This window comes from Gordonia sp. NPDC003504, assembly GCF_053587995.1.
The window spans coordinates 166,615-187,558 of the sequence record NZ_JBSFPC010000010.1 but is presented as its reverse complement, the minus strand read 5'-3'; the positions used below and the strand labels follow the sequence as shown (position 1 = coordinate 187,558).

17 protein-coding genes and 1 pseudogene are annotated in these 20,944 nt (G+C 68.1%); 9 read left to right on the top strand and 9 right to left on the bottom strand.

All coding sequences use genetic code 11. From position 1 onward, the window contains the following. A pseudogene (locus ACWDPV_RS18435) lies at nucleotides 1-74 on the bottom strand (FAD-binding protein); the annotation flags it as partial. 29 nt (nucleotides 75-103) lie between these two features. After that, nucleotides 104-1,948 carry a flavin-containing monooxygenase gene (locus tag ACWDPV_RS18430; protein WP_449744122.1) on the bottom strand — a complete coding sequence of 615 codons (1,845 nt, stop codon included), beginning with the start codon at nucleotides 1,946-1,948 and terminating at the stop codon, nucleotides 104-106. Nucleotides 1,949-2,129: 181 nt separating this feature from the next. Between ACWDPV_RS18430 and ACWDPV_RS18425 the strand changes: the two genes are divergently transcribed. The 3 genes from ACWDPV_RS18425 to nucS all read left to right on the top strand — a co-directional run bounded on the left by ACWDPV_RS18425 (nucleotide 2,130) and on the right by nucS (nucleotide 5,640). Continuing rightward, nucleotides 2,130-3,350 carry a GAF domain-containing protein gene (locus tag ACWDPV_RS18425; protein WP_449744121.1) on the top strand — a complete coding sequence of 407 codons (1,221 nt, stop codon included), beginning with the start codon at nucleotides 2,130-2,132 and terminating at the stop codon, nucleotides 3,348-3,350. Nucleotides 3,351-3,434: 84 nt separating this feature from the next. Continuing rightward, nucleotides 3,435-4,877: a glutaminase A gene (gene glsA, locus ACWDPV_RS18420; protein WP_449744120.1), complete on the top strand. Its 1,443-nt coding sequence runs from the start codon at nucleotides 3,435-3,437 to the stop codon at nucleotides 4,875-4,877. A gap of 64 nt (nucleotides 4,878-4,941) precedes the next feature. Further along, nucleotides 4,942-5,640 (top strand): endonuclease NucS, encoded by a 699-nt coding sequence (gene nucS, locus ACWDPV_RS18415; RefSeq protein ID WP_348808256.1) that lies wholly within the window; start codon nucleotides 4,942-4,944, stop codon nucleotides 5,638-5,640. A gap of 19 nt (nucleotides 5,641-5,659) precedes the next feature. Here nucS and ACWDPV_RS18410 read toward each other — a convergent pair whose 3' ends face one another. Together ACWDPV_RS18410 and mce are read right to left on the bottom strand one after the other, a co-directional pair. Beyond that, on the bottom strand, nucleotides 5,660-6,655 hold the full coding sequence (locus tag ACWDPV_RS18410) for a hypothetical protein (RefSeq protein ID WP_449744119.1): 996 nt from the start codon (nucleotides 6,653-6,655) through the stop codon (nucleotides 5,660-5,662). A 178-nt stretch (nucleotides 6,656-6,833) separates the two neighbouring features. Next, nucleotides 6,834-7,316 carry a methylmalonyl-CoA epimerase gene (gene mce, locus ACWDPV_RS18405; protein WP_449744118.1) on the bottom strand — a complete coding sequence of 161 codons (483 nt, stop codon included), beginning with the start codon at nucleotides 7,314-7,316 and terminating at the stop codon, nucleotides 6,834-6,836. An 85-nt stretch (nucleotides 7,317-7,401) separates the two neighbouring features. Between mce and ACWDPV_RS18400 the strand changes: the two genes are divergently transcribed. The 5 genes from ACWDPV_RS18400 (at nucleotide 7,402) to ACWDPV_RS18380 (ending at nucleotide 11,572) form a co-directional block, all read left to right on the top strand. Further along, the gene (locus ACWDPV_RS18400; RefSeq protein ID WP_348808253.1) at nucleotides 7,402-8,604 is read left to right on the top strand and encodes an acetyl-CoA C-acetyltransferase; all 1,203 of its coding nucleotides are present in this window, start codon (nucleotides 7,402-7,404) and stop codon (nucleotides 8,602-8,604) included. Nucleotides 8,605-8,695: 91 nt separating this feature from the next. After that, nucleotides 8,696-9,058, top strand: a complete 363-nt coding sequence (locus ACWDPV_RS18395; RefSeq protein ID WP_449744117.1) for a DUF3817 domain-containing protein — start codon at nucleotides 8,696-8,698, stop codon at nucleotides 9,056-9,058. Between the two features lie 13 nt (nucleotides 9,059-9,071). Continuing rightward, nucleotides 9,072-9,383 carry a thiamine-binding protein gene (locus tag ACWDPV_RS18390; RefSeq protein WP_449744116.1) on the top strand — a complete coding sequence of 104 codons (312 nt, stop codon included), beginning with the start codon at nucleotides 9,072-9,074 and terminating at the stop codon, nucleotides 9,381-9,383. A gap of 3 nt (nucleotides 9,384-9,386) precedes the next feature. After that, the gene (locus ACWDPV_RS18385; protein WP_449744115.1) at nucleotides 9,387-10,613 is read left to right on the top strand and encodes an MFS transporter; all 1,227 of its coding nucleotides are present in this window, start codon (nucleotides 9,387-9,389) and stop codon (nucleotides 10,611-10,613) included. Between the two features lie 59 nt (nucleotides 10,614-10,672). Beyond that, nucleotides 10,673-11,572, top strand: a complete 900-nt coding sequence (locus tag ACWDPV_RS18380) for a tetratricopeptide repeat protein (RefSeq protein WP_449744131.1) — start codon at nucleotides 10,673-10,675, stop codon at nucleotides 11,570-11,572. Nucleotides 11,573-12,025: 453 nt separating this feature from the next. Here the strand turns inward: ACWDPV_RS18380 and glgB are convergent, their stop codons facing one another. The 5 genes from glgB to ACWDPV_RS18355 form a co-directional block, all read right to left on the bottom strand. Next, the gene (gene glgB, locus ACWDPV_RS18375) at nucleotides 12,026-14,224 is read right to left on the bottom strand and encodes a 1,4-alpha-glucan branching protein GlgB (RefSeq protein ID WP_449744130.1); all 2,199 of its coding nucleotides are present in this window, start codon (nucleotides 14,222-14,224) and stop codon (nucleotides 12,026-12,028) included. 85 nt (nucleotides 14,225-14,309) lie between these two features. Continuing rightward, on the bottom strand, nucleotides 14,310-16,310 hold the full coding sequence (locus tag ACWDPV_RS18370) for an alpha-1,4-glucan--maltose-1-phosphate maltosyltransferase (RefSeq protein ID WP_449744114.1): 2,001 nt from the start codon (nucleotides 16,308-16,310) through the stop codon (nucleotides 14,310-14,312). Nucleotides 16,311-16,443: 133 nt separating this feature from the next. After that, nucleotides 16,444-18,558, bottom strand: coding sequence for an ATP-dependent DNA helicase (locus ACWDPV_RS18365; RefSeq protein WP_449744113.1), 2,115 nt, complete (start codon nucleotides 18,556-18,558; stop codon nucleotides 16,444-16,446). 63 nt (nucleotides 18,559-18,621) lie between these two features. Next, a complete protein-coding gene (locus tag ACWDPV_RS18360) occupies nucleotides 18,622-19,221 on the bottom strand; it encodes an isochorismatase family protein (protein ID WP_449744112.1) in 600 nt (199 codons plus the stop codon). A 61-nt stretch (nucleotides 19,222-19,282) separates the two neighbouring features. Beyond that, nucleotides 19,283-20,551 (bottom strand): nicotinate phosphoribosyltransferase, encoded by a 1,269-nt coding sequence (locus ACWDPV_RS18355; protein ID WP_449744129.1) that lies wholly within the window; start codon nucleotides 20,549-20,551, stop codon nucleotides 19,283-19,285. A gap of 68 nt (nucleotides 20,552-20,619) precedes the next feature. Here ACWDPV_RS18355 and clpS point away from each other — a divergent pair, with 68 nt between their 5' ends. Beyond that, a complete protein-coding gene (gene clpS, locus ACWDPV_RS18350) occupies nucleotides 20,620-20,943 on the top strand; it encodes an ATP-dependent Clp protease adapter ClpS (protein ID WP_348803252.1) in 324 nt (107 codons plus the stop codon). The last annotated feature ends 1 nt before the right edge of the window (nucleotide 20,944 follow it).

The window sequence follows — 20,944 nt, the reverse complement described above, 5'->3', positions numbered from 1 at the left end:
ATCTTCATCAGCTCGTAGGCGGCGACCATGCCCGCCATCCCCGCGCCGATCACCGCAACCTCACTGCCGAGCGCCTCCGGCCGCCGCCGCCTCGGCCCGGCACTCAGCTGAGGTGATGCACCTCCTGCAGGCCGTACACGGGTGTGTCGATGCCCTCGAACCGCGCCTTGAGCTGCAGGGCGAGGTAGAGCGAATAGTGCCGCGACTGGTGCAGGTTGCCGCCGTGGAACCAGAGACCGGGCTGCTGGGTCGGCTTCCACATGTTGCGCTGCTCGCCCTCCCACGGGCCGGGATCCTTGGTGGTGTCCGATCCCAGACCCCACACCTTGCCGACGCGGTCGGCGATCTCCTGGCCCATCAGATCCGCCGCCCAGCCGTTCATCGATCCGTATCCGGTGGCGTAGACGACGACGTCGGCGGGCAACTCGGTGCCGTCGGCGAGGACGACGCTGTTCTCGGTGAGGTGATCGACGTCGCCGTGGGCGAGCTTGATGGTGCCGTCGGCGACGAGGTCGCAGGCGCCGACGTCGATGTAGTAACCCGAGCCGCGTCGCAGGTACTTCATGAACAGCCCGGAATCGTCGTCGCCGAAGTCGAGGTCGAATCCGGCGGCCTCGAGGCGCGCGTAGAAGTCCTTGTCGCGTTCGCGGATCTGATCGTAGAGCGGGATCTGGAACTCGTGCATGATGCGGTACGGCAGTGACGCGAAGGTCAGATCGGCCTTCTTCGTCGTCATCCCGCCGGCGACGGCCTGCTCGCTGTAGAGCGCGCCGAGGCCGATCTCCATCAGCGAATCCGACTTGACGATGTGGGTCGACGAACGCTGCACCATGGTCGTGTCGATTCCGTTGTCCACCAGTGCTTTACAGATGTCGTGGGCGGAGTTGTTGGCGCCGATCACCACGACCTTCTTGCCGATGAAGCCGTCGGGTCCCGGATGTCGGCTGGAGTGATGCTGCTCTCCGGCGAAGACGTCCTGGCCGGCGAAGGTGGGCACGTTGGCCTTGCCGGACATCCCGGTGGCCAGCACCAACTGATCGGGGTGCAGGGTCAGATGCTCACCGTCGCGATCGATCTCGACGGTCCACTTCCCGCTCTTCTCGTCGTAGGTCGCCGACTCGCAGGTCGTCTTGCTCCAGTAGGGCACCTCCATGACGCGCGTGTAGAACTCGAGCCAGTCACCGATCTTGTCCTTGGGTGCGAACACCGGCCAGTTCTCCGGGAAGGGGAGATAGGGCAGATGGTCGTACCACACCGGGTCGTGCAGACACAGTGACTTGTAGCGTCCGCGCCATTGATCGCCGGGCCGATCGTGGCGGTCGATGACGATCGACGGAACGCCCAGTTGGCGCAGCCGCGCACCGAGGGCGATGCCGCCCTGTCCGCCGCCGACGACGAGGACGTACGGCTGGGTACTGCGTCCGAGCGAGGCGTCCTCGTCGGCCTTGCGCTCGGCCCACGACCGCGTGTCGGGGTCCGAACCGTGCACCGCTCCCATGACACGGGTGGCGCCGGAGCGCTCTTCGTATCCCTTGAGTTCCTGCAGCGTGGTGAGCAGGGTCCAGGCCTGGTCCTCGCCGCTGTCGTCGTCGCGACGCAGTCGCAGATGTCCGACGCCACGACCGGTGGCCGTCTCGAACTCGATGAAGGCCGACACGACGCCGTCGTCGTCGGTGGCCGGTTCGCTGGTGCGCAAGCCGCTCGGATCGGTGTCGTCGAGGCGCTCGGAGAGCATGTCGGCGATCTGTTCACGGCCCTCGACGGTCTTGAGGTTCCAGGTGAACGAGACGAGGTCACGCCAGAAGCTGTCGGTGGCGAACAGTGCGGTCGCCGCTGCGATGTCGCGCGCGGCGAGTGCGGTCTCGAAGCGTGCGAGCCAGGCCTGCGCGCGCGCCTGCGGTGACTCGTCGGTGCTTTGCGCCAGATCTGGTTCGAGTGTCTGGGTCATCGTGTGATGCGCCTTTCGTGTGAGTGGAAGGGAATCTCGGTGCTCATGTGATCCACAGCACACGCCCCGACGGTGGGCGCGGGCAAGGGTTGCAGCCCGTTGCGGGACGGGTGGCAGGTCGCTGCAACCCCCTGCAACGCCGGTGGCCCTTTGCCAGCGGGATGTGACGGGGAGCACAATCGTGGTCGTGGCCACCTCAACACCAGCCGGACTCGAACCCGCGGTCGCCGCCGGCGACGATCCGCGGCAGTTCGCCGCCGTCCTGCACGCCGTCTACGACGCGGCGATGGCCGGCGACAAGCCGCCGGCCCGGCCGCGTCAGGTGATCAGCGACTCCTGGGATCGGGTGCTCGACGCCGGCGTCGACCCCGACCACGGCTCGCTGCGCAATCGCATCGGTACCGCCGAGGTCGCGGCCCGTCGCAGCGAATCGGGTCTGCACGCTGTGCTCGACGAACTCACCCGCGGACTCGACGCGGTGATCGCCGACGGCGACAACATCCTGGTGGTCGCCGACGCTCACGGCCACGTGCTGTGGCGCAGCGGCGCCAACCGCGTCCTGCATCGCGCCGACCGGCTCGGATTCGTCGAGGGGGCGTGCTGGGCTGAGGACGCCGTCGGCACCAACGCCATCGGCACCGCCTTGCAGTCCGGCCGGGCGGTGCAGGTGTTCTCGGCCGAACATTTCGTGCGCACGCATCACACCTGGACCTGCGCGGGAGCCCCGATCCGTAATCCACGGACCGGGTCGGTCCTGGGTGTCGTCGACGTCAGTGGACCGGCCGCGACGATCCACCCGACGACGCTGGCATTGGTTGACACGGTGGCGCGGCTGGCCGAATCGCAGCTGCGTGATCACCATCGCCGGGTCCTCGACCAACTGCGTTCGGTGGCCGCACCCATCCTGGCGCGGACGGCGGGACCGGCCATCGCCGTCGACACCGATGGCTGGGTGGCGGCCGTCGAGTCGGTGGCGCCGCGCTCCCGGCTGACCATCCCGCGGCAGTTGCACCCCGGGCGGGCGCACCTCACCGACCTCGGTGAGTGCGACGTCGAGCCGCTGCCCGGTGGATGGCTGATCCGCCTCGCCGACGCCACCCGGCCGTCGCGGCGGACCCGCGTGTCCATCGACTCCGACGACGCGGGCACCCTCATCCGGGTCTCCGGGGCCGCGGGCAGCTGGACGCATCGGCCGTCGCCGCGGCACGACCAGATCCTGCGCGTCCTGGCCGCACACCCCGGCGGGTTGAGTGCCGCGGCGCTGTCGACGAGTCTGTTCGGGGTGGACGATCGGACCATCACGGTGCGCGCCGAGATCTCGCGCCTGCGAAGGCGATTCGGCGGACTGCTGGCCGCGAACCCCTACCGGTTCAGCGACGGCGTCGACGTTCACCTCCGGTGAGGTCGACGTTCACCTCCGGTGAGGTCGACGTTCACCTCCGGTGAGGTGGTGGCATCGGGACGGTGATGCCATAGATTTCTTGACGTGCCGATCTCACACGTCGATGGCTATCTGCGCCACATCATGGCCGACTGCGCGCCCGATCGTTCCGGGGCGGTCGCCGACTACATCCCCGAACTCGCCGCCGTCGACCCGGACGGGTACGCGTTGTCGATGTGTATGCACGACGGCAACACGTATTCCCTCGGCGATGTCGGCGTGGAGTTCACCATCCAGTCGGTCTCCAAACCGCTGACCTATGCGATGGCGTTGTCGCGACTTGATATGGCGGCCGTCGACGCGAAGATCGGTGTGGAACCGTCGGGGGAGGCGTTCAACGAGATCAGTGTGGATGCGCGCCGGCGAGCCCGGAACCCGATGATCAACGCCGGTGCGATCCTGGCTGCGTCGTTGCTGCTGCCGCCCGTGCGGGAACTGCCGGAGAACGCGGTCGACACGGTCTTCGGCGAGATCCTCGAGTTCTATTCGACGTGTGCCGGGCGGCGGTTGACGATGGACGAGCAGGTCTACGCCTCCGAATCGGCGACCGGCTCGCGCAACCGGGCGATCATCTACATGCTCGACAGCTTCGGCATGGTCGACACCGATCCCGACGCCGCGCTCGACCTGTATTTCCGGCAGTGCTCGATCCGGGTGACCGCCGATGATCTGTCGGTCATCGGGGCCACCATCGCCGGCGGCGGGAACAATCCGCGGACCGGACGCCGCGTCATCAGCAACGAGGTCGCCCAGCGGTTGCTCAGTGTGATGACCACCTGCGGGATGTACGACGGCGCCGGTGACTGGGTGACCTCGGTGGGGTTGCCCGCCAAGAGCGGCGTGGGTGGCGGCATCCTGGCCGTGCTGCCCGGACAGCTCGGCATCGGGGTCTACTCGCCGCGCCTCGACGAGCACGGCAACAGCGTGCGTGGCGTGGACACCTGCCGTCATCTGTCACGTGACCTGGGCCTGCACATGTTCAACGTGACGCGCGAGAGCCGGGTGTCGATCCGCTCGGTCTCCACCGCCGCCGAGTTCGAGGTCGGCACAGAGTGGTCCGAGATCGATCGCAGTTTCTTGCGCACCTGCCGTGATCGGGTGCGGATCTATGAGTTGCAGGGCGACCTGACGTTCGCCGGTGCCGAGCGGGCGCTGCGCCGGATCGAGAACGAAATCGACGATTTCGACGTCGCCATCATCGAGATCTCCCGGGTCGGGGTGATCGACCCGGTGGCGCGCACCATGCTGCTCAGCGTTCGCCACACCACCTCGACCCGGGGGCAGCGGGCGATGCTCGTCGATCCCGACGGCGTGGTCCGGGCCAGTGTCGCCGCCCACCGCGATGACTTCGTCGTTCCCGATCTCAATGCGCCGGAACAACTTCTGGGCCTCGATCCGACCCTGCCGCATGTGCATTCGACGATGGTTGCCGCCGTACGCGACGCCGAGGAGTTCCAGCTCGAGCGGTACCGCGACAACGAGGTCTGAGTTCGCCCGACACCCGGCAGGTCACTGACCGAAGTGCCGACCGGCATGCCTTAAGCTGCCGGGTGTGCGTCTGGTGATCGCGGAATGCCAAGTGGATTATGTCGGCCGGTTGACGGCTCACCTGCCGATGGCCCGGCGGTTGTTGCTGATCAAGTCCGACGGATCGGTGAGCGTGCACGCCGACGATCGCGCCTACAAGCCGCTGAACTGGATGAGTCCGCCGTGTTGGCTCACCGAGGCGCAGGTTCCCGACGAGGTCGCCGACGCCCACGATCACGTCGAGGCGTACTGGGTCGTCGCCAATAAGGCGGGCGAGGAACTGCGGATCACCCTCGCGTCGATCGACCACGATTCGTCGCATGAACTCGGCGTCGACCCGGGCCTGGTGAAGGACGGGGTGGAGGCGCATCTGCAGGAGTTGCTCGCCGAGCATGTGGACACCCTCGGGCCGGGCTACACCTTGATCCGCCGTGAGTACATGACCGCGATCGGTCCGGTCGACATCCTGTGCCGCGACGCCGACGGGTCAACGGTCGCGGTGGAGATCAAACGACGCGGCGAGATCGACGGCGTCGAGCAGCTGACCCGCTATCTCGAACTGCTCAACCGGGATGCGACCCTGGCCCCGGTGAGTGGGGTGTTCGCCGCGCAACAGATCAAGCCACAGGCCAGGACCCTCGCGCAGGATCGTGGAATCCGTTGCGTCGTCTTGGATTACGACGAGTTGCGGGGCGCCGAGAGTACCGAGTTCCGGTTGTTCTGAGCCGGGGGACCGTCCGAGTTCAGGACGCGTGCTTTCCGACGTGCACCTGCGCGGCGTCCGAGAGCCGGCGGTTGAGTAACTCGACGTCGCTATCGGCCGACGCGGTGGTCAGCTCGGCGTCGACCTCGGTGGACAACTGGCCGGGCAATTCGGCCAGCCGGTCGGCGATCCGGGCGAGTTCGCCGAGGATCTCGTCACGTGCCGCGGTGGTCCGGGTACCCAGGTCGCGTGAGCGGGCCACGCGTTCGGCGGCGATGTCGCGGGCGGTGGTCTCGATGTCGGCGGCCAGTTGATCGGCGCGCGCGCGTTGGTCGGCGAGGTCGGCGTCGTGGCTTTCCCGCTCGCGCTGCAGCGTCTGGCCGGTGCGCAGGGTGAGTTCCTCGGACTCGGCCTGCGCCTTGGCGACGATCCGTTGAGCCTCGTCGCGTGCGGCGGACATGGTGGATTCGTGTTCGGATTCCATCGCCGCGGCCCTCTCGGCTCGGTCCCGGGCGGCCTGTTCGGCGTCGGCCGTCGCGGTCGCGAGGACCTTGTCGGCCTTGTTGCGGGTGTCGGCGGAGTACGTGTCGGCGTCGCCGACGATCTTGGCCGCCTTGGCCCGCGCGTCGGCGAGGATGCGGTCGGCCTCGGTGGCGGCGTTCTGCTGGGTTTCGGCGGCCTCCTGCCGGGCCACCGAGACCGTCTCGGCGGCTTCGGCGCCGGCGTCGGCGCGCATCTCGGAGGCCTCGTCGGAGGCCAGCTGCAGCATCCGCGACAGTCGTTCGCTCATCCCCTGGACAGTCGTCGGGGGGACCGAGAGTTTGTCGACCTCGCGCCGGAGCATCTCGATCTCGTCGCGCGCGTCGGCCAGGTGGGCGGCCAGCTCGCGTGCGTTGGCAGTGGCCGCATCGCGGTCGGCGGCCAGGACCCGCATGTCGGCGTCGATGCGCCGCAATCGATCTGCGACCTGCTCACGGTCGTAGCCGCGCATCACGACCGCAAAGGGTAATTGCTGCCTGGGGGCGGGAGCTGCCATGCGGCTCAGTCTAACGGAGGCCACCGACCGGACCGACCCGACAAATGTGCTGCCGGATCTGCGGGCTCCGGTCGGCGTCCGGTCACCTGTCGTGAGGTGCCCGGTGGCGTGTCAGTGCGACGACGACTCAGTTGCGACGACGACTCAGTTGCGACGACGACTCAGTTGCGACGACGACTCAGTGCGACGACGACGCGACGGGCTCGACCAGTTCGAGGAGCACCCCGCCGGCATCCTTGGGATGGACGAAGTTGATCCGGGAATCGGCGGTGCCGCGGCGGGCCGCGGGGTACAGGACGCGCACGCCGGCGTCGGTGAGCCGGGTCATCACGGCGTCGACGTCGGTGACCCGCACGGCGAGCTGCTGCAGGCCGGGGCCGTTGCGGTCGAGGAACTTCGCGATCGTCGATTCCGGCGTCAGCGGGGCCAGCAGCTGGATCACCGCGCCCTCGGTTCCGGCCGGACCGATCATCGCCTCCCGCACGCCCTGCTCGTCGTTGGTCTCCTCGTGCAGGGTGACGAAGCCGAGGTGATCGGCGTACCACTGCTTGGCGTCGTCGAGATCGGCGACGGCGATGCCGACGTGATCGATGGCGACGACGAGGTCGGCGATCACCGAGGTCGGCGATCCGGGGGTGGGGTCAGCTGCTGATGCGCTCATGGCCTAACGGTAGCGTTGAGGGGGCAAAATTACTTCACCGACCGCTCGGTAGGCGCCGCGGTCGCCCTGTGTGGGAGGTCCCTCCATGTCCACGACGTCAGATCACGCCTCGGTCATCGTTGCCGGTGCGCGCACCCCGTTCGGTCGGATGCTCGGCTCGCTGAAGGATTTCAGTGCGGTCGACCTCGGCGCGATCGCCATCCGGGCGGCGCTCGAGCGCGCGAAGGTCCCGGCCTCGGCGGTCGACTACGTCATCATGGGGCAGGTCCTCACCGCCGGCGCCGGGCAGATGCCCGCGCGTCAGACCTCGGTCAAGGCCGGCATCGGCTGGGACGTCCCGGCGCTGACCATCAACAAGATGTGCCTGTCGGGTATCGACTCGATCGCGCTGGCCGATCAGCTCATCCGGGCGGGTGAGTTCGACGTCGTGGTGGCCGGTGGTCAGGAGTCGATGACCCAGGCCCCGCACCTGCTGCCCGGCAGCCGCAGCGGCTTCAAGTACGGCAGCACCGAACTCGTCGACCACCTGGCCTACGACGGACTCTTCGATGCGTTCACCGATCAGCCGATGGGTGCGCTGACCGAGCAGGGCAATGACACGAACGGGTTCACCCGCGCCGAGCAGGACGAGTTCGCCGCCGTCAGTCATCAGCGGGCGGCCGCGGCGTGGAAGGACGGGCTCTTCGGTGACGAGGTGGTTCCCGTCTCGATCCCGCAGCGCAAGGGTGACCCGATCGAGTTCGCGGAGGACGAGGGGATTCGCGCCAACACCACCGCCGAGTCGCTGGGTGGTCTGCGGCCCGCGTTCCGCAAGGACGGCACCATCACCGCCGGTAACTCCTCGCAGATCTCCGACGGTGCGGCCGCGGTGATCGTGATGAGCAAGGCCAAGGCCGCCGAGCTCGGCGTCGAGTGGTTGGCCGAGATCGGCCCGCATGGTGTGGTCGCCGGCCCCGACTCGTCGCTGCAGCTGCAGCCGGCCAATGCCATCACCAAGGCCTGCGACCGGGCCGGCATCACCCCCGCCGACCTCGACCTCATCGAGATCAACGAGGCCTTCGCGGCTGTCGGGCTGGCCTCGACCAAGGCGCTCGGCGTCGATCCCACGATCGTCAATGTCAACGGTGGTGCCATCGCCGTCGGCCACCCGATCGGAACCTCCGGTGCCCGCATCGCCCTGCATCTGGCGTTGGAACTGCAGCGCCGCGGTGGTGGCGTCGGCGCGGCGGCATTGTGCGGTGCGGGCGGGCAGGGTGACGCGCTGATCATCCGGGTGCCCAAGGCCTGACATGACATCCGGCGATGGGCCGTGGCGCCGGTCACGGCCCATCGCACACCCCTACTACGAGATGTCGTAGACCTGTCCGGTCTTCGGCACAATGGATTCCATGACGCGTATCTTCGATCTGTCCACACCCGCCAAACGCTTCCGCTTCGTCGCGATCCTGGAGGCGATCACCTGGGCGGCGCTTCTCGTCGCGATGTTCTTCAAGTGGATGCTCGGGCATACCGAAGCGGTCGCGGTACCGGGGATGACGCACGGCATCGTCTTCGTCGTGTTCGTGGCGATCTCCCTGGTGACCGCGCTCTCGCTGAAGTGGAGCCTCAAGGTCACCGCCCTGGCCCTGGCGTCGAGCATCCCGCCGTTCGGCACCCTGGTGTTCGAGTGGTGGGCCGCCCGCAACGGCCATCTCGCCGAACTGTCGGTCGAGCAGAATCCCGCCGCCGAACTCGCGGCCTGAGAGGAATCCGCCGGTGATCGTCGCGTTCAGCATCTCGCCGTCCGGAGGTGACGCCGTCGACGCCGACGGCGGGATGAGTGCGGCCGTCGCCGAGGCCGTCCGGGTGGTGCGCGCGTCGGGGTTGCCCCATCAGACCACCCCGATGTTCACCTACCTCGAAGGTGACTGGGACGAGGTGATGGCGGTGGTCAAGCAGGCCACCGATGCCGTCGCGGCACTCGCGCCCCGCGTCGGACTGGTCCTCAAGGCCGATATCCGGGCCGGTCACACCGAGGGTGAGCTCGCGGGCAAGGTCACGCGGGTCCGGGCGCACCTGGATGATTGAGGAATGCACCGTCTGACGCGGGCGCGCGCGGCGGTCGCCACGATCTTCGGCCTCAACGGCTTCCTCGCCGCCCTCTGGGTCGCGCACATCCCGGTGATCACCGAGCACACCGGGACCTCGCACGGGCAGCTGGGCGCGATGCTGCTCCTGGTCGGTGCCACCGCCTTCGTCGGTATGCAGGTGTGCGGTCGTCTCATCGACCGGATCGGATCGCGGCCGACCACACTCGTCGCCGCGATCGTGCTGTGCGGCGCGATGCTCGGACCGGTCCTCGCCACCACGCCCGGGTGGTTGGCCCTGGCGCTGGCGGTGTTCGGCTTCACCAACGGTTCGCTCGATGTGTCGATGAATGCCCAGGCCGTACAGGTCGAACGTGCCTACCGCAGGCCGATCATGTCGGCCTTCCACGGATTCTTCTCCGTCGGCGGTCTGCTCGGTTCCGGTGTGGTCGCGGTGGGTCTGTGGATGGATTGGCCGGTGGCCGTCACCGTCGCCGTGCTCGGTGCGCTCGGGTTGGTCGTCGTCGCATTCGCGTCGGCGGGCCTGGTGGGACGTGACGTCGGGATGGCGGAGTCGTCGGCGCCCGACGCGTCGCACGAGGATGCGTCACGGCGGTGGTGGCGCGAACTCGACCTGCGGCGGCTGATACTCCTGGCCGCCGTGGCGTTCGCCGCGATGCTCGCCGAGGGCACCGCCTATGACTGGAGTGCTCTGCACGTCGTGGAGACCTTCGGGACGCGCGAGGCGATCGGGGCGATCGCGTTCGCGGGATTCAGCGCGGCGATGATGGTGGCCCGTTTCGTCATCGACCCGATCGCGGCCCGGGTGGGCCCGGTGGCGGTGGTCCGATGGGGAGCGGTGATCGGCGCGATCGGCATGCTGATCGCGTTGATACCGAGTGGCGAGGGCGCGCCCTCGGCGATCATCGCGATCCTCGGGTGGGCGGTGTTCGGTATCGGGCTGGCCGGGCTGATCCCACAGATCTTCACCGCCGCCGGAAACCTGACGACCCGGGCCGGCGGTCGGGCGATCTCGACGGTGGTCGGCTGCGGTTACCTCGGCATGCTGGCGGGGCCCGCCGTCGTGGGGGCCATCGGTGGCGTCACCTCCCTGCGCGTGGGACTGATGCCGGTACTCCTCGCGCTCGCCTTCGTGGCGTGGGCCGCGGGCGTGGTGTCGGCCCCGCAGCCGGTCGAGAGTCGACGCCGACATGACACACTGGAGATGTGAGCAGACCTTCTTCCCGAGCGCAGGCAGCCGCAGCACAGCAGGCCGCCGCCACCGTCGCCATGGCCGGCGCCGTCGACCTGTCGGCCCTCAAGGAACGAGCCGAGGCCCAACGCGCTGCGGCGCAACGGCCCACCCGACCCGCCGAGGGCGGGCAGCCCGCCGCGCAGCACGGTGGCGGCGCCGTCATCGACATCACTGAGGAGACATTCGAGACCGAGGTTCTCGAACGCTCGACCCGGCAGGTGGTGGTCGTCGACCTGTGGGCCGAGTGGTGCCAGCCGTGTAAACAGCTCTCCCCGGTGCTGGAACGGATGGCCGCATCGTCGGGCGGCCGCTGGGTGCTGGCCAAGGTGGATGTGGACGCCAATCCGCGGATCGCGCAGGCCTTTCGGGCACAGTCGATTCCGATGGTGGTGGCCATCGCGGCCGGACAGCCGGTATCGGCGTTCAACGGGGTGCGCAGCGAGCAGGAGATCGCTGCCTGGCTCGACGACATCCTCACCCAGGTCGGCGGCGCGCTGACCGGGGCGCCCGCGGATGCGGAGACCGAAGCGGTCGATCCCCGGATGGAGGCCGCCGAGGACAAGCTCAACGCCGGTGACTTCGACGGCGCGCTGGCCGATTACCGCGCGATCGTGGCGGCCGAGCCCCACAACGTCGAAGCGGCCTCGGCCGCACGCAATCTCGAGTTCGTGCTCCGCGCGCAGGCACACGACCCGTCGATCGTCGAGAACGCGGCACCCGGCGATGTCGACGCGCAGCTCGCGGCCGCCGACGTGCTGCTGCTCGCGCAGCAGCCCGAGGCGGCCTTCGGTCGCATCATCGACGTCGTCCGGAGGACGGCCGGCGACGACCGTACCCGCGCGCGGACGCGCCTGCTGGAGTTGTTCGAGCTCTTCGATCCGGCGGAGCCCTTCGTGGTCGCTGCCCGTCGCAAACTGGCCAGCGCGCTGTACTGATCGGCCTGCCCCTGATCACAGATCCGCTCGTCGCGTAACGTGTGACGGAATCCACAGTGGTCCAGGTGGCCAGGGTGGATGTGGCCGTCGATGTCTCGGGGCAGCCGTGTCGGTGCCGGTGTCCGGCGTCGCGACGTTGACCCCGATGATGGAGGCGGCCACCACGGCGCCGGTCACCACGGTGATCGGCGGTCCCGTCCACTTGCGTGCCGTCGTCGATTTGTCACCCGGCGAACGTGCCACGAGATTCCCCAACGGTATCCGTCCCGCAACCGAGGTGGATGCGGGACCAGACCACCCTAACGGCCATCGGCCGTTCGCGCGCATGTCGGTGGCAGTTCACCCGGAGCGGCGCCGACAGTGTCACGAAATATGTTGTGCCACAAAGAGTTCTGACACGATCCAAGCGCGGTGGGCGTCGGGTATGAGCTACCTCATCGCGATGTGCCCGGGTCAGTCGGCGGCCGCCGGCGCCAACCAGATCGCCGAGTTGGCGGGCAACATGACCCGCGCCGACACCTCTCGGCCATGCCACGGGGTGTCATCGGTGACGACCGAACCGAGGTTGCCCTGGCCCGAACCCTCGTACGCCGCCGAATCGGTGTTGAGCACCTCGACCCACTCGCCGGCCACCGGCAGGCCCACCCGGTAATTGCTGCGGTCGGAGCCGGAGAAGTTGAACAGACAGGCCACCACCGACCCGTCCGAGCCGTATCGGAGAAAGCTGATGACGTTGTTGGCGGTGTCGTTCGCGTCGATCCACTCATATCCCGACGGTTCGGTGTCCTTGCTGTAGAGGGCCGGGGTCGCCTTGTAGATCCGGTTGAGATCGGTGACCAGGGCCGAGATACCCGAATGCAACTCGCCCTCCCATCCGGTCATCTGCTGCCAATCCAGGCTGCGGTCCTCCGACCACTCGCCGGTCTGGCCGAACTCCTGTCCCATGAACAGCAATTGCTTACCGGGATGCGACCACTGATAGGCCAGGAAGACGCGCACACCGGCGGCCTTGGTGAACGAATCGCCCGGCATCCGGCTCCACAGTGTGCCCTTGCCGTGGACCACTTCGTCGTGCGACAGCGGCAGCACGAAATTCTCGCTCCACGCATACATCATCGAGAAGGTGATCTCGTGGTGATGGAAACTGCGGTGCACCTGATCGCGTCCCAGATATCCCAGGGTGTCGTGCATCCACCCCATGTTCCATTTCAGGCTGAACCCCAGGCCGCCAAGATCGGTCATCCGGGTCACTCCCGGCCACGCCGTGGATTCCTCGGCGATGGTGACCACACCCGGGAAGTGTTTGGCCACGGTCGCATTGGTCTCCTGGAGGAACTGCACCGCCTCGAGGTTCTCGCGTCCACCGTAGATGTTGGGGCGCCAGCCACCCGCGGGGCGCGAATAGTCGAGGTACAGCATCGATGCGACCGCATCCACCCGCAGCCCGTCGATGTGGAACTCGGCGAACCAGAACAGGGCGTTGGCCACCAGAAAGTTGCGGACCTCGTATCGTCCGAAGTCGAAAATCAAGGTGCCCCAGTCGAGTTGCTCACCCCGCATGGGGTCGGCGTTCTCGTAGAGGGCGGTGCCGTCGAACCGCGCGAGGGCCCACTCGTCCTTGGGGAAATGGGCCGGCACCCAGTCGACGATGACCCCGATCCCCAGCGAGTGCAGATGATCCACCAGGTAGCGGAAATCGTCGGGCGTACCGAATCGGGCGGTCGGCGCATAGTACGAGGTGACCTGATATCCCCACGAACCGCCGAAGGGATGCTCGGCAACCGGCAGGAACTCGACGTGGGTGAAGCCCTTCTCGATCAGATAGTCACCGAGTTGGTCGGCGAGTTCGCGGTAACTCAGACCCTCTCGCCAGGAGGCGAGATGCACCTCGTACACGCTCATCGGTTCGCTGTTCGGTGACGACGCCGCGCGCCGGGCGATCCACTCGTCGTCGGTCCACGTGTAGTGCGACCGGGTCACCACCGAGGCGGTCGCGGGCGGTACGTTGGTGCGCTGCGCCATCGGATCGGCCTTCTCCCGGATCACCCCGTCGGCGCCGTGAATCCGGAACTTGTACTGGGTGCCCTCACCGACGTCGGGCAGGAAGACCTCCCAGATGCCGCTGCTTCCCAGCGATCTCATCGGCGCGGTGCGTCCGGTCCAGTCGAAGTCGCCGATGACGGCGACGCCGTGCGCGTTGGGCGCCCAGACGGTGAACGCGGTTCCGGTCACCTCGCCGTCGGGCGTCGTGTACGACACGTGCCGGGCCCCGAGGATCGTCCAGAGTTGCTCGTGCCGGCCCTCACCGAACAGATAGGTGTCGGTCTCACCGATGCTGGGCAGGAAACGGTATCCGTCGGCGACGACGAACTGGTTCGTGCCGCCGGCGCCGTCGGGATAGTCGATGCGATACCGGTAGTCGATGAGGCCCTCGATCGGCACCGCCACCACGAACAGGTCATCGGTCTGTGCCGTCATCGGGTACTCGGCACCACCGATGAGCGCGGTCACCGACTCGGCGTTCGGCCGCAACGTGCGCAAGATGGTGAATCCGGTGCCGGTGTCGTGGGCGCCGAGGAACGCATGCGGATCGGGGTGCGTCAGCGTGTCGAGTCGGTTCAGATCGTGATCGGAGGCGAATGGGTCGGGCAGGCCGCAGGCGGGGGAGGCGTTCGTACCCGTCGCCGGTTCGGTGGTGGGGGTGTCCGGGTCTTCCGGGGTGTTGGTCACGGTGTCCTCATCGAATCCGGTAGGAGAGTTGTTCTGCGGCAGCATGATCGAGCGGAGGCAAGGCGAGGATGTGGGCGACCGCCCGTGACGGGACGAGTTGGACGAAGTTGGCCTGCCCCCAGGTGTACTCGTCGCCGGTGACCTCGTCGCGGACGCGGAAGTGGTCCTGCCAGTCGAAGCCGAGGGCGGGCATGTCCAGCCACAGGGTGGACGACTCGGTGCCGAATGGATTGAGGTTGACCACCACCAGAACGCGATCACCCGAGACGGCATCGATCTTCGAATAGGCGATCAACGCCGGGTTGTCGACGTTGTGGAAGGTGATGTTGCGCAACTGCTGGAGGGCGGGATGCCGACGGCGGATCGCGTTGAGTGAGGTGATCCACGGTTCCAGCGACTCACCGCGCGACGCCGCCGCCTTGAAGTCGCGGGGGCGCAGTTGATACTTCTCCGAGTCGAGGTATTCCTCGCTGCCCTCGCGGACCGCCTGGTGCTCATAGAGTTCATACCCGGAATAGACACCCCAGGTGGGTGCCATCGTCGCCGCGAGCGCCGCACGCAACGCGAACATGCCGGGACCACCGTGCTGCAGGCTCTCGTGCAGGATGTCGGGAGTGTTCACGAACAGGTTGGGACGTGCCTCGTCGGCACGTGCGGCCTGCTCGCGGCCGAATTCCTCGAGTTCCCACTTGGCGGTCTTCCAGGTGAAGTACGTGTAGGACTGCGTGAAGCCGAGACGGCCCAAACCGTAGAGGCGGGCCGGTCGGGTGAACGCCTCGGCCAGGAAGAGCACCTCGGGGTGGCGTTTCTTCACCTCGATGATCAGCCATTCCCAGAAGTTCGGCGGTTTGGTGTGCGGATTGTCGACACGGAAGATCTTGACTCCCAAGGAAATCCAGTGCAGCGTCACCCGCAGGATGGCACCGTAGATCCCGGCGCGATCATTGTCGAAGTTGAGCGGATAGATGTCCTGATACTTCTTCGGCGGATTCTCCGCATAGGCGATCGTCCCGTCCGGGAGGACGGTGAACCAGTCGGGATGCTCGATCGCCCACGGATGATCGGGCGCACACTGTAACGCCAGGTCGAGTGCGATCTCCATGCCCAGTTCGTGGGCGCGGCCGATGAAGTAGGTGAAGTCGTCGGCGGAGCCGAGTTGCGGGTGGATCGCATCGTGGCCGCCGTCGGCGGAGCCGATCGCCCACGGCGAACCGACGTCCTCGGGACCGGCGATCAGAGTGTTGTTGGGGCCCTTGCGATTCACCCGGCCGATCGGGTGGATCGGCGGCAGATAGACGACGTCGAAACCCATGTCCGCGATGCGCGGCAGATCCTGTGCGGCGGTCAGAAACGTGCCGTGGACCGGGTGGCCCTCGTTGTCCCAGCCGCCCGTCGACCGCGGGAACATCTCGTACCACGACCCGAACAGGGCGCGTCGACGATCAACCCAGACGCGGTGGTTGCGACTCTTGGTGACCATTTCGCGCACCGGATGCCGGTGCAGGAGTGTCGCGACCTTGTCCGACAGCGCCGGCCGGACCCGGCCGGCGATCTGCGGTTCGTCCGAGCGCAGCATCCAGATCGCCTCTTCGAGGTGAGCGCGATCCGGTGGTGGGAGCTGATCGTGTGCGACGTCGAGAATCCTGGCCCCGATCTCCAAATCGTTGGCGAGATCGACGGTGCCCTGCCCGGCCTCGATCTTCTTGACGATGCCGGACTTCCAGGTGGTGAAGGGGTCGCTCCATGCCTCGATACGGAACGTCCAGAAGCCCTCGAGATCGGGGACGAACGCCGCGTTGAACTGATCCGGTTCGATCGACGGCGTCATCCGGACCTCGAAGATGCGTCGCCTCGGTCCCTCGATCCGCAGGGTCGCGCCGAGGGCGTCGTGCCCTTCGCGCCACGCCGTGGCGCTCACCGGAACCATTTCGCCCACAACGGCTTTGCCTGGATTCGCACCTGCCGATACGAGTGGTTGGATGTCGTCGATGCCCATCCGGCCGATCACTCGCGGCTCCCTTCTCACGCAGGCCGCGACTCCGGCCGGATGCGTCGTTGCTGTTGAACACCGTGCTGGGCGCGCCCACCGGTGACCGCGCCTGAACTCATTGTGACGTGGTTGCGGGCCGCGCGTCCGGAGATCAGCGTACGGGCACCGCGGTCAGCCTGCCGAGTGCCGAACGCACCACCGCCGGATCGGTGGTCCGCCAGAACGGCGGCAGGGATGCGGCCAGGTATCCGCCGTAGCCCGCGGTGGCCAGGCGCGAGTCGAGCACCGCGACCACACCCCGGTCGTCCACCGACCGCAGCAGCCGCCCGGCGCCCTGGGCCAGGAGTAGCGCCGCATGATTGGCGGCGACCGACAGAAAGCCGTTACCGCCGCGGGCGTCGACGGCGCGTTGCCGCGCGGTCGACAACGGGTCGTCGGGCCGCGGGAAGGGGATGCGGTCGATGAGCACCAGACTCAGCGACGGACCCGGGACATCGACTCCCTGCCACAGTGACAGCGTCCCGAACAGACAGGTCGCCGGGTCCTCGGCGAACCGACGCACCAGCGTCGAGGTGGTGTCGTCGCCCTGACACAGGATCGGCACCGAGCAGCGATCGGTCAGGGCGTCGGCGGCCTCGCGGGCGGCGCGCATCGACGAGAACAGTCCGAGGGTGCGTCCACCCGCGGCGGCGATGAGTTGCTCCATCTCCTCCAGGGTCCGCGGGGCGAGGCCGTCACGCCCGGGTCTGGGCAGATGCCGGGCGACGTAGAGGATCGCCGAACGCGGATAATCGAACGGTGAACCGGCGTCCATCCCGGTCCACCGCACCGGCCCGGAATCCGACGGCGCCGCCTTCCCAGTCGCGGTGACCTCCCGCGCGGAGCCGGTCGATGTCGCCGCGTCGATCTTCGCTGCGTCGATGTCGTCGGCGGCGGGGGTGTCGGCGCCGCGACCGGCCGCGGGCAATCCCCAGGTGGCGGCCAGGGCGTCGAAGGAGCCACCGATGGTCAGGGTCGCCGACGTCAGGATCACCGTCGCGGTGCTGAACAGGGTGGCGCGTAACAGCCCACCCACCGACAGCGGGGCGATGTGCAGCACCGGACGGGTGGTGGCCGACGCTCCCCGTCCGACCCGTTCGGCCGCGACCCACACCACGTCGCGACGTTTGGCCACATCGGGTTCGCCGAAGGTGTCCAGCAGGCGGACGATGGTGTCGTGCAGGTCGTCGAGGCCGGTCAGGGCCGCCGACCGCGCGGCGGCATCCTCACCGCTCATCCCGGTGCCGCGCACCGGCCCGATCGCCGAGCGGGCCGCCCACAAGCGGTCCCGCAACGCGGTCAGCATGGTGCCCGCCGACACCGGCAGTCGCGTCCACTCACCCGGCGGACACTCCTCGAGCAGCGCACCGATCTGGTCGCCGGCGCCGAGCAGCGCGTCGGTGGTCTCCTCGTCGATGAGCTTGCCGACGCGGCGCGACAGGTTGGCGACCGCCGCCGCCGACACCTCGGCGGTGCTGACGGCGGTGATCCGGTCGACGAGCTCGTGCGCCTCGTCCACGATGACGACGTCGTGTTCGGGCAGGATGTTGGCCGGGCTCATCGCATTGATGGCGAGCATCGCGTGATTGGTCACCACGACGTCGACCTGGCCACTCGCGCGCCGTGCGCGTTCGGCGAAGCAGTCCTCGGCATACGAGCAGTTCGCGGCCCCCAGACATTCGCGAGCCGACACACTCACCTGCCGCCATGAGCGGTCGGAGACCCCGGGGGTCAGGTCGTCACGGTCACCGGTCTCGGTGTCGGAGGTCCACTCCCGCAGCCGGGTCACCTCGCGGCCGGTCCGCGACAGTTCGAACGCGTCGAACAGTTCGGTGTCCGGCTCCTCGACGGTGCCCGCGTGGATCTTGTGCAGGCACAGATAGTTGGCGCGGCCCTTGAGGATCGCGAAGGTGGGCCGCCGGCCGAGCGGACCGGCAAGCGCGTCGGCCAGTCGCGGCAGGTCGCGTTCGACGAGTTGGCGTTGCAGCGCGATCGTGGCGGTCGAGACGATGACGGTGTGCCCGCTGGCGACGGCATGACGGATCGCCGGGACCAGATACGCCAGGGATTTGCCGGTGCCGGTGCCGGCCTGCACCGCCAGGTGTTCACCGACGTCGATGGCGTGATCGACGGCGGTGGCCATCCGCACCTGCCCGTCGCGTCGGGCACCGGAGACGGCGGTGACGGCGGCGTCGAGAAGATCGGTCACCGAGGGGAGTTCAGGCATGAGTGAGTCTGTCAGGTGTTTCGCGGCGGTGGGCGTCGATGACGGCAGGCTGTGGATGAAAGATCAGGATCCGGCGCCACCGTAGAGCAGGTCGCCGGACACCTCGACGCCCGCTGCCCGCATCTCGGCGAGCGCGGAGGTCGCCGTGTCGGCGGCCACCGCGGCGGTGAAGTTCAGCAGCACCCGGGTGGCGAAACCGGCCTTAGCGGCGTCGAGGGCGGTCGCCCGGACACAGTGGTCGGTCGCGATCCCGACCACATCGACGGAGTGAACGCCCTTGTCGCGCAACCAGTGTTCCAGTGTCACGCCGTCGTCGTCGGCGCCCTCGAATCCGGAATAGGCGGCCGAGTACTCACCCTTGGAGAACACGTCGGCGACCGTCGAGGTGTCCAGGCCGGGGGAGAAGGCGACGCCGTCGGTGCCGACGCGGCAATGCGGTGGCCACGAGTCGACGAAGTCGGGTTTCTCGGAGAAGTGCGAGCCCGGATCGATGTGGTGGTCGCGGGTGGCCACCACCGTCGAGTACTCGCCGAGAATGGTGTTGATCGCCTGGGCGACGGCGTTGCCACCGGCCACGCCCAGTGCGCCACCCTCGCAGAAATCGTTCTGGACGTCGACGATGATGAGGGCGTCGGCGGCGGTGTCGGAGGTCGGGCTGGACATGGCTCTCCTCGGGGCTGGAGGTCGGACGGCGGGGCGGACGGGGCTCACACGCGAGTGTGGCTCACCCGGGCGGCGTGGGGAGAACGAAACGGGTCGGGACGGCCGGATCGCCGTGGGACAACCCGAGACCCTCCCAGGGCAGACTCACCAGACCCCGCGCGAGATGGTCGCGGGAATCGGTCAGCGTCGGCAGCTCGTCGACGGGTTTGCCGTCGCGGACCAAGGGGATCTGCAGATCCCGTGATATCAGCCCGGTGGCCGTGGGAGCGGGGGTCCCGGTGCGGTAGACGACCTCTTCGACGATCGTCCCGCTGGGTCGGGCGGTGCGGATCGCCGTCTTGGCACCGCCCTGCGATTCCTTGTGGCTGGACCGTTTGGCCACCGGGATCCCGTCGACCTCGACGAGCTTGTAGACCATGCCGGCCGTCGGCGCGCCGGAACCGGTGACCAGCGACGTGCCGACGCCGTAGATGTCGACGGGCTCGGCCCGCAGCGACGCGATGGCGTACTCGTCGAGGTCACCGGACACGACGATCTTGGTCTTCGTCGCGCCGAGCGAGTCCAGTTGCGCGCGCACCTGGCGGGCCAGGACACCGAGGTCGCCGGAATCGATGCGGACCGCGCCGAGTTCGGGCCCTGCGACGGCGATCGCATTGGCGACGCCCTGGGTGATGTCGTAGGTGTCCACCAGCAGGGTGGTGCCGACGCCGAGCGCCTCGATCTGGGCGGCGAACGCGGCCTTCTCGTCGGGTCCGTCGGGGCCGGAGAATCCGAGGGTGAAGGCGTGCGCCGCCGTGCCGGCGCTGGGCACGCCGTAGGTCCGTGCCGCCTCGAGATTCGACGTCGCCGACAGGCCGGCGATGTAGGCGGCGCGGGCCGAGGACACCGCGGCTCGTTCATGGGTGCGCCGGGATCCCATCTCGATGATCGGCCGGCTGCCTGCCGCGCTCACCATGCGCGCCGCCGCGGAGGCGATCGCACTGTCGTGGTTGAGGATCGACAGGATCAGGGTCTCGAGGAGCACTCCCTCGACGAAGCTCGCGCGGACGGTGAGGATCGGCGAGCCCGGGAAGTACAGCTCGCCCTCGCGGTAGCCGTCGATGTCGCCGGAGAACCGGTAGTCGCGCAGCCAGGCGACGGTGTCGGCGTCGCAGAACTTCTCGATGACCGCGATCTCGTCGTCGCCGAACCGGAAGCGGGCGAGTTCGTCGAGGACGCGACCGGTGCCTGCGACGACACCGAACCGGCGGCCGTCGGGCAGACGCCTGGCGAACACCTCGAAGACACATTGTCGATGGGCGATCGGCTGGCGCAGCGCAGCCGAGACCATGGTGACCTCGTAGTGATCGGTCAGCAGGGCGGTGTTGTCCACGGTGGTGATCCCTTACCCTTGGAGGTATGGCGCCTGACGTATTGCGTGCGCACGAGGCTACTCCGGGTGGTGCGGCGGTCGCGGAACCGACCGTCGCCGAGAACGTCGCCGATCTCGACCGGCCCTGGATGACGATCGTCTGGGACGATCCGGTCAACCTGATGCGCTATGTGACCTTCGTGTTCCAGAAGATCTTCGGCTACTCAGAATCCCGGGCCAATCAACTGATGATGCAGGTGCACACCGAGGGCAAGGCCGTGGTGTCCAGCGGGGATCGCGACAAGGTCGAGTCCGACGTCCGGAAGCTGCATGCGGCCGGCCTGTGGGCCACGATGCAGCGCGACTGCTGAG